This is a genomic window from Azoarcus indigens (assembly GCF_004361735.1).
In the GTDB taxonomy this organism is placed as follows: Bacteria; Pseudomonadota; Gammaproteobacteria; order Burkholderiales; family Rhodocyclaceae; genus Azoarcus; species Azoarcus indigens.
On the sequence record NZ_SNVV01000027.1, the window covers coordinates 1 to 12,596 of the forward strand.

10 protein-coding genes are annotated in these 12,596 nt (G+C 68.5%); 1 reads left to right on the plus strand and 9 read right to left on the minus strand.

What is annotated here, in order from left to right; genetic code table 11:
• Window positions 1-183 precede the first annotated feature (183 nt).
• The 9 genes from hemF to C7389_RS21505 form a co-directional block, all read right to left on the minus strand.
• Window positions 184-1,098: an oxygen-dependent coproporphyrinogen oxidase gene (hemF, locus tag C7389_RS21465; RefSeq protein WP_133594712.1), complete on the minus strand. Its 915-nt coding sequence runs from the start codon at window positions 1,096-1,098 to the stop codon at window positions 184-186.
• A gap of 103 nt (window positions 1,099-1,201) precedes the next feature.
• On the minus strand, window positions 1,202-2,473 hold the full coding sequence (purD, locus tag C7389_RS21470) for a phosphoribosylamine--glycine ligase (RefSeq protein ID WP_133594713.1): 1,272 nt from the start codon (window positions 2,471-2,473) through the stop codon (window positions 1,202-1,204).
• A gap of 72 nt (window positions 2,474-2,545) precedes the next feature.
• A complete protein-coding gene (purH, locus tag C7389_RS21475; protein ID WP_133594714.1) occupies window positions 2,546-4,129 on the minus strand; it encodes a bifunctional phosphoribosylaminoimidazolecarboxamide formyltransferase/IMP cyclohydrolase in 1,584 nt (527 codons plus the stop codon).
• Window positions 4,130-4,197: 68 nt separating this feature from the next.
• Window positions 4,198-4,434 (minus strand): helix-turn-helix domain-containing protein, encoded by a 237-nt coding sequence (locus tag C7389_RS21480; protein WP_133594715.1) that lies wholly within the window; start codon window positions 4,432-4,434, stop codon window positions 4,198-4,200.
• Entirely contained in the window at window positions 4,431-5,465 is a 1,035-nt protein-coding gene (gene dusB, locus C7389_RS21485) for a tRNA dihydrouridine synthase DusB (protein WP_133594716.1), read from the minus strand. Before dusB ends, C7389_RS21480 begins: the two co-directional genes overlap by 4 nt.
• Before the next feature lie 141 nt (window positions 5,466-5,606).
• Window positions 5,607-6,776 carry an FAD-dependent monooxygenase gene (locus C7389_RS21490; protein WP_133594717.1) on the minus strand — a complete coding sequence of 390 codons (1,170 nt, stop codon included), beginning with the start codon at window positions 6,774-6,776 and terminating at the stop codon, window positions 5,607-5,609.
• Window positions 6,773-8,125 carry a Xaa-Pro aminopeptidase gene (gene pepP / locus C7389_RS21495; protein ID WP_133594718.1) on the minus strand — a complete coding sequence of 451 codons (1,353 nt, stop codon included), beginning with the start codon at window positions 8,123-8,125 and terminating at the stop codon, window positions 6,773-6,775. Before pepP ends, C7389_RS21490 begins: the two co-directional genes overlap by 4 nt.
• 13 nt (window positions 8,126-8,138) lie before the next feature.
• Window positions 8,139-8,864, minus strand: a complete 726-nt coding sequence (murU, locus tag C7389_RS21500; RefSeq protein WP_211342528.1) for an N-acetylmuramate alpha-1-phosphate uridylyltransferase MurU — start codon at window positions 8,862-8,864, stop codon at window positions 8,139-8,141.
• A gap of 2 nt (window positions 8,865-8,866) precedes the next feature.
• Window positions 8,867-9,886: an aminoglycoside phosphotransferase family protein gene (locus C7389_RS21505; protein WP_133594719.1), complete on the minus strand. Its 1,020-nt coding sequence runs from the start codon at window positions 9,884-9,886 to the stop codon at window positions 8,867-8,869.
• Between the two features lie 122 nt (window positions 9,887-10,008).
• Between C7389_RS21505 and C7389_RS21510 the strand changes: the two genes are divergently transcribed.
• Entirely contained in the window at window positions 10,009-12,555 is a 2,547-nt protein-coding gene (locus tag C7389_RS21510; RefSeq protein WP_246034924.1) for an LPS-assembly protein LptD, read from the plus strand.
• Window positions 12,556-12,596 lie beyond the last annotated feature (41 nt).

Here is a 12,596-nt window from a genome sequence, read left to right on the forward strand (position 1 = left end):
TTGCTCCTGAGATGAATCGACGACGTGGCCTTCCCAGAAGACCACGCCCAACATAGCATCGCGCATGACGGGGAAGAGGAAGGGGATCGGTTTGTTTGGCGACTGCCAATCTACCAACCTCCGAACCGTCAACCACTACTTCCCCCAGATTGCGCGAAGAACCTTTTTTCATTCCATCTCCACTCAGGCCCAGTCGCGTGGCACCAGGAATTCCTCCTGCAGCCGCGCTTCGGCGCTGCCCGGCTCCGGGCGCCAGTCGTAACGCCACTTCACCTCGGGCGGCATGGACATCAGGATGGATTCGGTGCGGCCGCCGGACTGCAGGCCGAACAGGGTGCCGCGGTCGAAAACCAGGTTGAACTCCACATAGCGGCCGCGGCGGTAGGCCTGAAAGTCGCGTTCGCGCTCCCCCCAAGGCAGTTCGCGGCGGCGGGCGGCGATGGGCAGGTAGGCGTCGAGGAAGGCGTCGCCCACCGAGCGGGTGAGGCCGAAGGCGCTGTCGAAAGGCGTGCTGCCGTCGGCACCGAGGTCGTCGAAGAACAGTCCGCCTACGCCGCGGGCTTCGTTGCGGTGCTTGAGGAAGAAGTAGTCGTCACACCATTCCTTGAGCCGGCGGTATTCGGTTTCTCCGCCGAAGGGCAGTACCGCCGCCTTGCAGGTGGCGTGGAAGTGGCGCACATCTTCTTCAAAGGCGTAGTAGGGCGTGAGGTCCATGCCGCCGCCGAACCACCACACCGGTGCCTTGCCCTCGGCCAGGGCGACGAAGCAGCGCACGTTCATGTGCACCGTGGGGCAGTAGGGATTGCGCGGATGCAGCACCAGCGAGACGCCCATCGCCTCGAAGCGGCGGCCAGCCAGCTCCGGCCGGTGGGCGGTGGCGGAGGCCGGCATGCCGGCGCCCATCACGTGCGAGAAGTTGACGCCGCCGCGCTCGAAGAAGTCGCCGCCCTCGATGACGCGGGTCAGCCCGCCACCGCCGCCGGGACGCTCCCATGCGTCGCTGCGGAAGGGCTGGCCGTCGAAGCTCTCCAGCCCGCCGACGATGCGGCCCTGCAGGCCGGTGAAGTAGTCCTTGATGGTGCCGAGATCGAGATCCATGCGCAGCCTCCGGGGAGCGACGGCGGAAAGAGCCGTGGGAAAAGAAAAAGCCGCTGCCGGCGGGGTGATGCCGGGCAGCGGCCTGTGATGCCTGGGTTGCGGTTCAGCGATCCACTGCGCGGTGACCGATGTCGCGGCGGTACTGCATGCCGGCGAAGCCGATGCGGCTCAGCAGTTCGTAGGCCTGCTTTTGCGCTTGGCGCACGTTTTCGCCCAGCGCGGTGACGCACAGCACGCGACCGCCGGCGGTGACGACCTGGCCGTCGCGCTCGGCGGTGCCGGCGTGGAACACATGGGCGTCTTCGCTGCCGGCCTTGTCCAGGCCATCGATGAGGTCGCCCTTGCGCGGGCTGTCGGGATAGCCTTCGGCGGCGACGACCACGCCCAGCGCGACGCGGCGGTCCCACTCCGCTTCGACCTGGTCCAGCTTGCCGGCGATGGCGGCTTCAACGAGGTCGGCGAGGTCGGTCTTCAGCCGCATCATGATGGGCTGGGTTTCCGGATCGCCCATGCGGCAGTTGAATTCCACCACGCGGGGCTTGCCTTCGCCGTCTATCATCAGGCCGGCGTAAAGGAAGCCGGTGTAGGGCAGGCCCTCGGCGGCCATGCCGGCCAGCGTCGGCTGGATGATCTCGCGCATCACCCGGGCGTGGACTTCGGGCGTGACCACCGGCGCCGGCGAGTAGGCGCCCATGCCGCCGGTGTTGGGGCCCTGGTCGCCATCCTTCAGGCGCTTGTGGTCCTGGCTGGTGGCCAGCGGCAGGGCATGCCTGCCGTCGGCCATGACGATGAAGCTGGCTTCCTCGCCCTGCATGAACTCCTCGATGACCACCCGCGCACCGGCGTCGCCCATCTTGTTGTCCAGCAGCATCATGTCGATGGCGGCGTGAGCCTCTTCCAGCGTCATCGCCACCACCACGCCCTTGCCGGCGGCGAGGCCGTCGGCCTTGATGACGATGGGCGCACCCTCGGCGTCGATATAGGCATGGGCCTGGGCGGCGTCGGAGAAGGTCTGGTACTTGGCCGTGGGGATGCTGTGGCGGACCAGGAACTGCTTGGCGAAGTCCTTGGAGCTTTCCAGCTGGGCCGCCTGGCGGATGGGGCCGAAGATGGGCAAGCCGGCGGCGCGGAAGGCGTCCACCACGCCGGCGGCCAGCGGCGCTTCCGGGCCGACCACGGTGAAGCCGACCTGCTCGCTGCGGGCCAGGGCGACGAGATCCTCGACGGCGGTGACGGCCACGTTCTGCAGCTTGGGCTCGCGCGCGGTGCCGGGGTTGCCGGGGGCGACCAGCACGCGGGTGACCTTGGGCGACTGGGCAAGCTTCCAGGCCAGTGCGTGTTCGCGTCCGCCCGAGCCGATGACGAGGACTTTCATGGGTTGCTCCGGATCAGTGTTGCTTCTTCTCTAGCAAGGGCGGGCCGGCGGCGAGGCCGGCCCTGCATTCCATCAGTGACGGAAATGGCGGTAGCCGGTGACTACCATGGCGATGTTCTGCTCGTCGGCGGCGGCGATCACCTCGGCGTCGCGCATCGAGCCGCCGGGCTGGATCACCGCAGTGGCGCCAGCCTGGGCGAGCACGTCCAGGCCGTCGCGGAAGGGGAAGAAGGCATCCGAGGCGACCACGCAGCCGGCGATCTGCAGGCCGGCGTTCTCGGCCTTGATCTTGGCGATGCGGGCGGAATCGACGCGGCTCATCTGGCCGGCGCCGACGCCGATCGTCATGCCGTCCTTGCAATAGACGATGGCGTTGGACTTGACGTACTTGGCCACCCGCCAGGCGAACAGCATGTCCTGCAGTTCGGCCGGGGTGGGCGCGCGCTTGGTCACCACCTTGAGGTCGGCAAGCTGGATGCGGGCTTCGTCGGCGCTCTGCACCAGCAGGCCGCCGCCCACGCGCTTGTAGTCCAGCGCACCGGCGGGCTTGCCGAGCGGGCAGGTGAGCACCCGCACGTTCTGCTTGGCGCGCACCAGCTCCAGCGCATCGGCGGTGTAGGAGGGCGCGATCAGCACTTCCAGGAACTGGGCGGAAATGGCTTCGATGGCGGCGCGATCCACTTCGCAGTTGAAGGCGATGATGCCGCCGAAGGCGGAGGTGGGGTCGGTGGAGAAGGCCTTCTTGTAGGCTTCCAGCGGGGTCGCGCCCAGCGCCACGCCACACGGGTTGGCGTGCTTGATGATGACGCACGCAGTGGTGTCGAAAGCCTTGACGCACTCCCAGGCGGCATCCGCATCGGCGATGTTGTTGTAGGACAGCTCCTTGCCCTGCAGTTGGGTGTAGCCGGCGACGCCGCCTTCGGCCGCGCCCGGCTCCTTGTAGAAGGCCGCCGTCTGGTGCGGGTTCTCGCCGTAGCGCAGGTCCTGCACCTTGTCGAAGGCCAGTTGCAGGCGCTCCGGGTAGGCCTGGCGGGAGATGTCGCCGCTGTCGTTGCCCACCAGCGAGGTCAGGTAGTTGGAGATGGCCGAGTCGTAGCGCGCGGTGTGGGTGAAGGCCTTCACCGCCAGCGCGAAGCGGGTCTTGTAGGAGAGCTTGCCGCCGCCCTTCTTCAGCTCGGCGACGATGCCGGCGTAGTCTTCCGGATCGGTGACGATGCCCACCCCGCCGTTTTCATCGCCGTGGTTCTTGGCCGCGGCGCGGACCATGGTGGGGCCGCCGATGTCGATGTTCTCGATGGCGTCTTCCAGCGCACAGTCCGGACGCGCCACTGTGGCCTGGAAGGGGTAGAGGTTCACCACCACCAGGTCGATGCGGCTGATGTCGTGGGCGGCGATGGTGTCCATGTGCTCGGCCAGGTCGCGGCGGGCCAGGATGCCGCCGTGCACCTTCGGATGCAGGGTCTTGACCCGGCCATCCAGCATTTCCGGGAAGCCGGTGTGCTCGGACACGTCGGTGACCGCGAGGCCGGCGTCGCGCAGCAGGCTGGCGGTGCCGCCGGTGGACAGGAGCTTGACGCCGAGGCTGGCGAGCTCGCGGGCGAATTCGACCACGCCGCGTTTGTCGGAAACGCTGATCAGGGCTTGGGAGACGTTCATCTGGGTTCAGGCAGAAAGGAGAAAGAGGTGCGACGGAGCGGCCGGGGCGCCTGTGGGCGCGGCCGGGCTTACAGCAGGTCGTAGTCGGTGAGCTTGCGGCGCAGGGTGTTGCGGTTGATGCCGAGCATTTCGGCGGCGACCGTCTGGTTGCCCTTGGCCTGCTGGAGCACGAACTGCAGCATCGGGCGCTCGACGTTGCGGATCACCATGTCGTAGATGGCGGCCGGCTTTTCGCCGTCGAGGTCGCGGAAATACTGGTCCAGCGTGCGGAATACCGAGTCGGCGATCTCGTTGGAGCGGCTCATGCTGCAAGTTCCTGGGGCTGTTCTTCTGCGCTGTCGGCGGCGTACTCGAGGCGCGCGCCGGCATCGGCGAGACGGCCAAAGAACTCATCCACCGCGGAGAGCTGGCTGGCGACGTCGGGAAGGCGGTTCATGGCGAAACGGAAGGCGGCCGAACCGACCAGCCCCTTGGTGTACCAGGAGATGTGCTTGCGGGCGACGCGCACGCCGGCATCTTCGCCGTAGAAGGCATAGAGGTCGGCCAGATGCTCGCGGCAGACCTGGTGGATCTCGGAGACCAGCGGTGGCGGCAGTTCCTCTCCGGTGCGCAGGAAGTGTTCGATCTCGCGGAAGATCCACGGCCGGCCCTGGGCGGCGCGGCCGACCATGACGCCGTCGGCACCGGTGTAGTCCAGCACGTGCTTGGCTTTCTGCGGCGTGGTGATGTCGCCGTTGGCGATCACCGGGATCTTCACCAGGGTCTTCACCAGCGCGATGGTGTCGTACTCGGCTTCGCCGGTGTATTGGTCGGCGCGGGTGCGGCCGTGGATGGCGATGGCGCGGATGCCGGATTCTTCGGCAATGCGCGCCACCGTGGGTGCATTCTTGTTCTGGCGGTTCCAGCCGGTGCGGAACTTGAGCGTCACCGGCGTGTGCGGCACCGCCTTGACCACCGCCTCCAGGATGCGGGCGACCAGGGGTTCGTCCTGCATCAGCGCCGAGCCGGCCATCACGTTACAGACCTTCTTGGCCGGACAGCCCATGTTGATGTCGATGATCTGGGCGCCGCGGTCCGCGTTGTAGCGGGCGGCCTCGGCCATCATCGCCGGGTCGGCGCCGGCGATCTGTACCGAGATCGGATCGACCTCGCCCTCGTGGTTGGCGCGCCGCTGCGTCTTGGCGCTGCCGTACAGCAGCGAGTTGGAGGTGACCATCTCGGACACCGCCACGCCCGCGCCCAGCTTCTTGCACAGCTGCCGGAACGGCCGGTCTGTCACGCCCGCCATGGGTGCGACGAAAAGATTATTGCGCAAGGTGAAGCCGGCGAACTGCATGAGGGAGAGGGGCGGTGCGGGGAAAGAGCGGCATTTTACCCCAGGAGGCAGGGGCCGGGGCAGCCCGGTGCGCGCTCCGTGTCCTTGCTCGCGGAGCGCGATGCCTGCCGGCCGACAGGCGGTGCGGCGGGCCTGCCCGGTCTAGGGCCAGGCGCGGGCGCCGAACATCATGCGTTTGGCGACGAAGTGGCGCAGCGGCGGGAAGAGGTCCAGCGCCACCAGGCCGGCGCCGCGCAGATGGCGCAGCGGTGCGATGTCGTTGCTGAACAGGCGTACCAGGGTGTCAGTGAAGCGTATGGTGCCCAGGCGGTCCAGCCGGCGGTTGCGGGCGTAGGCGGCGAGCACCGCCGGCGCTCCGGGGTCGCCGCGCTGCTCCAGCAGCACCCCGGCAAGCGCCCAGACGTCGCGCAGCGCCAGGTTGAAGCCCTGGCCGGCCACCGGGTGCAGGGTCTGCGCGGCGTTGCCCAGCCAGGCGGTGCGCGCCCCGGTTGGCTCGCGGCGGTAGCGCAGGCCCAGCGGATAGCGCAGGCGTTCGGCCACGGCGGTGAGCTGCACGCGATTGCCGATGTGGGCCTGGATGCGGGCGAGGTAGGCTGCGTCATCCATAGCCATCAGGCGGTCGGCTTCCGCTGGCGAGGCGGCATGCACCACCGCGTAGCGGTTGCCGCAGGGCAGCAGCGCAAGCGGGCCTTGGGACGTGAAGCGCTCGAAGGCGGTCGAGTGGTGGCCGCCGGCGACGTCTACATAGGCGATCAGCGCATGCTGGCCGTAGTCGCGCTCGGCGATGTCCCCCTCGCCCGCCTGCATGCCGCCTTCGGCGCAGGCGGCGAGGCGGGCAGTGAGGCTGCGGCTGCCATCTGGCGTTTCCAGCGTGGCGACGATGCAGTCGGCCCGGGCGTCCAGCGCGCGGACTTCGGCGTCGTTCAGGATGGCGATGCCAGCCTCTTCGACCGCCTTGCGCAAGGCGGTGGCCAGGGCGCCGGCGGGGGCGACGTAGCCCAGCGCGTCGATGTCGTAGTCCGCGGCCTGCAGCAGGGTACGGCCCAGGCCGCCCTGCTGGGAGACGTGGATGGTCTTGATCGGCGTGGCGGGCAGGCCGGCCCACACGCCCAGCCGTTCCAGTGTCTGGCGGGTGCCGTGGGCGAGGGCAAGCACGCGGGGATCGGCGTCGGCGGCGCCTTGCGGGCGGGCGTCGGCCAGCACGATGTCCAGGCCGCTGTGCTTGAGGGCCAGGGCCAGCGCCAGCCCGACCGGGCCGGCGCCGACGATCAGGAGGTCGTGCTGCGGGAGGCTTTGCGCTGGGGCCGTCATGCAGCGGTGCTGCGGGCGTCCCGCATCAGGGCTTCGATGTCGTCCGCCTCGCGCGGCACGCCTTCGGTGAGGTATTCGCAGCCATCGGCGGTGACCAGGGCATCGTCCTCGATGCGCACGCCGATATTCCAGAACTCCTCAGGCACGTCGTCGGCAGGGCGGATGTAGCAGCCCGGCTCCACGGTGAGCACCATACCCGCTTCCAGCGTGCGCCACTGGCCGCGCGCCTTGTATTCGCCGGCGTCGTGCACGTCCATGCCCAGCCAGTGGCCAGTGCGGTGCATGTAGAAGCGGCGGAACTCGCCGGTTTCGATGATCTCGTCCAGGCTGCCCTTCAGCAGGCCGAGGTCCAGCATGCCCTGGGCGAGCACCTGCACCGCGGCTTCGTGGGGCTGGTTCCAGTGGGCGCCGGGCTTGATCGCGGCCTTGGCGGCGTGCTGCGCGTCCAGCACCAGCTGGTATACCGCGCGCTGCGGGCCGCTGAAGCGGCCGTTCACCGGGAAGCTGCGGGTGATGTCGGAGGCGTAACCGTCCAGTTCGCCGCCGGCGTCTATCAGCAGCAGGTCGCCATCGGCCATCAGGCGGTCGTTTTCCACATAGTGGAGGATGCAGGCGTTGGGGCCGCTGGCGACGATGGAGGGATAGGCCGGGTACTGGCTGCCGGCGACGCGGAAGGCGTGCAGCAGTTCGGCTTCGATTTCGTATTCATAGCGGCCTGGCCGGCTGGCGGCCATGGCGCGGCAGTGGGCGGCGGCGGAGAGCTGGCCGGCGCGGCGCATGATGGCGATCTCGTGGGCGTCCTTGACCAGGCGCATCTCGTCCAGCTCGGCGCGCAGGTCGCGCAGCGAGTGGGGCGCGGCGACGCCGGCGCGGGTGTTGGCGCGTACGCCGTTGAGCGCATCCAGCAGGCGCTTGTCCCAGGCGTCGTCGTAGCCCAGGCCGCACCACAGCACGGGTTGGTCGGACAGCAATTCGGGCAGGCGGCGATCGAGGTCGCCTATGGTCCAGGCGTCGTCGAAGCCGAACAGTTCGCGGGCGGCCTCCGGGCCGTAGCGGAAGCCGTCCCAGATTTCCCTTTCTTCGTCTTTTTCGCGACAGAAGAGGTATTGCCCGGGTGTGTCGCCCGCCACCAGCACCACTACCGCTTCCGGTTCGCGGAAGCCGCTGAGGTAATAGAAATAGCTGTCGTGGCGATAGGGGTAGTGGGTGTCGCGGTTGCGTGTGCGTTCCGGCGCGGTGGGCAGCACCGCAATGCCGCCGCCGGCTTCGGCCATGCGTGCCAGCAGGCGCTCGCGGCGGGCGCGGAAGGGGGCGGCGTCGAACGGGATGGGCGGGGTCGGGGCGTTCATGGGCTCGATTATGTCACGCCGTGCCGGCTAGCTCGTTGGCGCGCAGGCGCTGGTCCAGGGCGTGCAGCTGGGCCGGCGTGCCAATGTTTTCCCAGGTGCCGTCGAAGCGCTCGCCGGTGGCCAGGCCGGCGGCGATGGCGCGGCGGTAGAGCGGGCCCATGGCGGCCTTGGTGCCGGGGGCGAGGTGGGCGAAGCTGCGGCTGTCGTAGAGGCCGATGTTGCCGAAGGTGAGCTTTTCGGCGCCGTCGCCGTGGAGCCAGCCGGCGTCGTCCAGGGCGAAGTCGCCAGCGGGATGGAATGCGGGGTTGGGCACCATGACGAGATGCATCATCGGCTCCGGGGCATCCACCATGCCGGCGGCGAGCGGCAGCAGCTTGCGATAGTCGTAGTCGCTGTAGATGTCGCCGGAGACGACGAGAAAGACGCTGCTGTCGCCGCCAGCGCCCTCGGTCAGCAGCGGCAGGGCTTGGGCGATGCCGCCGGCGGTTTCCAGCGCTTCTTCTTCGGCGGAGTAGCTCAACCGGACGCCAAAGCGGGCGCCGTCGCCGAGAGTGGCTTCGATCTGCGCGCCCAGCCAGGCATGGTTCACGACGATGTCGCGCAGGCCGGCGCGGGCGAGGGCTTCGATCTGCCAGGCGATCAGTGGCTTGCCGCCGGCTTCGAGCAGCGGCTTGGGGCGGTCGTCGGTCAAGGGCCGCATGCGCTCGCCGCGGCCGGCGGCCAGGATCATCGCCTTCATGGTCAGAAGGTGTAGCCCACGGTGACCGGCTCCGGGTCCAGCCTGTCGAGCAGCTTGAGCAGCGGGCCGAGGTCGCGGTAGCGGGCGCAGGCGCGGCGCAGGTAGTCCATCACCAGGGGCATGTCGGCCAGGTAGCCGTCCTTGCCGTCGCGGTGGTAGAGGCGGGCGAAGATGCCGAGCACCTTGATGTGGCGCTGCACGCCCATCCATTCGAAGTCGCGGTGGAAGTCGTCGAAGGCCTCGCGTACCGGCAGGCCGAGGCTGCGGGCGGTTTCCCAGTAGCGGGCCAGCATGTCGAGGACGAAGGCTTCGTCCCAGCGGATGTAGGCATCCTTGAACAGCGAGGCGAGATCGTAGGTGAGCGGGCCGTAGACCGCGTCCTGGAAGTCGATCACGCCGGGGTTGCGGCCTGCGGGGATCAGCATCAGGTTGCGCGAGTGGTAGTCACGATGGACGAAGACCTTGGGCTCGCTCAGGTTCGCCGCCAGGATGCGCTCGAAGGCCTGGTGCAGCATGGCCTTCTCCTTGTCGTTCAGCGCCACGCCCTTGTGGCGGGCGATGTACCACTCCGGGAAGAGCATCAGCTCGCGCAGCAGCAGTTCGCGCGAATACTCGGGCAGCACGCCCGGCCGGCTGGCGGCCTGGATGGCGGCCAGCGAACCGAGGGCGTCGGCATAGAGGTGGGCCGCGGCCTGCGGATCGGCGTGGCTGCCGCGCAGCGCGGACAGGTAGGTGGTGCTGCCGAGGTCGGAGAGCAGCAGGAAGCCCTGGGCGCGGTCCTCGGCGAGCACGTCCGGCACATGCACGCCGGCATCGCGGAACAGGGATGCGACCCGCAGCCAGGGGCCGCAGTCCTCGCGTTCGGGCGGTGCGTCCATCGCCACCAGGCTGGGCGAGCCGTCGGCGAAGCTGGCGCGGAAGTAGCGGCGGAAGCTGGCGTCGGCCGACGCCGGCGTGAGTTCGAAGGCGCGGCCGGGCAGGGTTTTCTCCAGCCAGGCGTGGAGTTGTTCGAGTCGCTGCAAGCGGGTTCTCCGCGTACGTTCGTGTAGAATCCGCGAGTTTATCAACACGGCCGCTGCGCGCGCATCCGGCCATCTTCGGGACGACGGGGAACGCTTTGCCAGACATGGGCTTGAAGACGCGGATGCGGTTGATTCCGCTGCTGTTGTGCTGGATGTCGGGGACGGCTTTCGCCGCGGGCTTGTCTCCCCTGGTCGTTTCTCCCGATCTGGTGCGCGGTTCCCGCGACAAGGCTGCCACGCCTGCCGCCGCTCAGGCTGCGGACAAGCCGGCGGCGCAGCAGGGTGCCGTCACCGAGAAGCCGGCCGCGGCTACGGCTGCACCGTCCTCGTCTTCTTCCTCTGCCGTGGAAGTGCGTCCGGTCCGACCCGCCGGTGACGAAGGCGCCGCCGTTGGGGTGCCGGTGCAACCGAGGCCTTCTGCCGGTGCGAGCGGGCAGGTGGTGCGTCCCGAGCAGACCCGGGCACCGGTTGCCATGCCGGCAGCCCAGCCCAGTGCGGCGACGCCCGCCCCCGGCGGCACCGAAATCCGCGCTCTGCGCATCAGCGGCACCCGCGCGGTGGAGATGGTGGCCGATGGCGACGCTGAACTGCAGCGTGGCGAGACGGTGCTGAGCGCTGACAAGCTCACCTACCGCGAGCCTACTGATGAAGCGCTGGCCGACGGCAACGTGCGCCTGCGCGAGGGCCAGAGCCAGGTCACCGGCCCGGCGGCGCAGTTGGTCGTCGGCGAGCAGGTGGGCGAGTTCCAGTCGCCCGCTTACCGCATCACCCGCGAGCGCCCCTCGCTGATCGAAGGCGAGCCGCCGCGGGTGGTATCAGGCGGCGGCCAGGCTGACGTGATGTATTTCGAGGGCGAGAACCATTACCGCCTGGAGAATGCCACCTGGTCCACCTGCACGCCGGACGATCCCGACTGGTACATCAAGGCGCGCGACCTGCAACTGGACTATGACCGCGAGATCGGTACCGCCCGCAGCGGCACCGTGGTGTTCAAGGACGTGCCGCTGCTGTGGACGCCCTGGGCTGAGTTCCCGCTGGTCGGCCAGCGCCAGTCCGGCCTGCTGGCGCCCACCTTCGGTACCTCGAACAAGACCGGCCTGGACCTGTCGGTTCCTTATTACTGGAACATCGCGCCCAACTACGATGCCACCATCGCGCCGCGCTACATGAGCCGCCGCGGCCTGCAGCTGGCGATCGAAGGGCGCTACCTCGGCGAGACCTACAAGGGCGAGGCGCGGGTGGAATGGCTGCCGCGCGACAACGTCAGCGGCGAAGAGCGCAGCCTGGGCTCCTGGCAGCACCAGCAGTGGCTGACGCCGCAGTTGTACGCCTCCTTCGACGTCAACGGCGTGTCCGACGACGAGTACTTCGAGGATCTCAGCACCCGCATCTCGGTGGCCTCCAAGGTCAACCTGGTGCGGGAGGGCCGCCTGATGTATGTCGGCGGCGACTGGTGGTCGGCCTCGGCATTGGTGCAGAGTTACCAGACGCTGAATGCGGACCCGGACGTCACCTACACCACGCCCTACCGCCGTCTGCCTCAACTCATGCTGAACGCCAACAGGCCGGACCTCATCGGCGGGCTGGCCGCCACCTTCCAGAGCGAGTACGTCAAGTTCGCCCACCCCGATGAAGGTATGCCTGAGGGGACGCGCGTCACTGTCTATCCCTCGCTGTCGCTGCCCATCCAGCGAGCGGGCTACTACATCACGCCCAAGATCGGCGTGCACCAGACCCAGTACGACCTGGATCGCGGCCTGCCCGGCGGGCGCGACTCCATCACCCGTACCGTGCCCATCTACTCGGTGGATGCCGGCATGACCTTCGAGCGCGACATCAATCTGTTCGGCAGCGATTACGTGCAGACCCTGGAGCCGCGCCTCTACTACCTGAACGTGCCCTACCGCCGGCAGGACGACATCCCGATCTTCGACACCAGCCGCTACGACTTCGGCTTCGCCCAGATCTTCTCCGAGAACCTGTATACCGGCGGCGACCGCATCGCCGACGCCAACCAGATCACCGCCGCCGTCACCACCCGGTTGATCGACCCCACCACCGGCGGCGAGCGCCTGCGCGCGCTGATCGGCCAGCGCTACTACTTCGAAGACCAGCGCGTCACCATCAACCAACTGGGCGGCAGCGTGGTCGAAGAGCCGCGCACCGGCCGGCGCGCCGACATCCTGGCCGGCTTCAGCGGCCACTTCAACCGCGAGAACTCGCTGGATTCGCTGATCCAGTACAACCCGCGGGACAACTGGACCGAGCGCTTCAACGTCGTCTACCGCTACCAGCCGGACTTCGCCAAGGCGCTCAACCTCAGCTACCGCTACGCCCGTGACATCCTGCGCGACGTCGACGTCTCCGGCCAGTGGCCGCTGGGTGGCCGCTGGTACGGCGTCAGCCGGCTGACCCACTCGCTGAAGGACGACCGCCTGACCGAGGCCATCGCCGGCCTGGAGTACGATGGCGGCTGCTGGGTGTTCCGCGTCGCGGCGCACCGCTTCGCCACCAACTCCGAAGACACCACCCAGGCCTTCTTCATCCAGCTCGAGCTGAACGATCTGGCCAGCATCGGCACCAGTCCGGTCAGCCTGATCAAGCGCAGCGTGCCTGGCTATGGCACGATCAACGAGCCGGTATCCAACCGGGTGTTCGGTTTCGACTGAGCTTTTCCTGCACCTCTCCGCCCCATCCGTTCCCGAGGCAT

Excerpts from the sequence above, each read along its gene's own strand:
- hemF (WP_133594712.1), bottom strand. The coding sequence starts at position 1,098 with ATGGATCTCGATCTCGGCACCATCAAGGACTACTTCACCGGCCTGCAG.
- purD (WP_133594713.1), bottom strand. The coding sequence starts at position 2,473 with ATGAAAGTCCTCGTCATCGGCTCGGGCGGACGCGAACACGCACTGGCC.
- purH (WP_133594714.1), bottom strand. The coding sequence starts at position 4,129 with ATGAACGTCTCCCAAGCCCTGATCAGCGTTTCCGACAAACGCGGCGTG.
- C7389_RS21480 (WP_133594715.1), bottom strand. The coding sequence starts at position 4,434 with ATGAGCCGCTCCAACGAGATCGCCGACTCGGTATTCCGCACGCTGGAC.
- dusB (WP_133594716.1), bottom strand. The coding sequence starts at position 5,465 with ATGCAGTTCGCCGGCTTCACCTTGCGCAATAATCTTTTCGTCGCACCC.
- C7389_RS21490 (WP_133594717.1), bottom strand. The coding sequence starts at position 6,776 with ATGACGGCCCCAGCGCAAAGCCTCCCGCAGCACGACCTCCTGATCGTC.
- pepP (WP_133594718.1), bottom strand. The coding sequence starts at position 8,125 with ATGAACGCCCCGACCCCGCCCATCCCGTTCGACGCCGCCCCCTTCCGC.
- murU (WP_211342528.1), bottom strand. The coding sequence starts at position 8,864 with ATGAAGGCGATGATCCTGGCCGCCGGCCGCGGCGAGCGCATGCGGCCC.
- C7389_RS21510 (WP_246034924.1), top strand. The coding sequence starts at position 10,009 with ATGCGGTTGATTCCGCTGCTGTTGTGCTGGATGTCGGGGACGGCTTTC.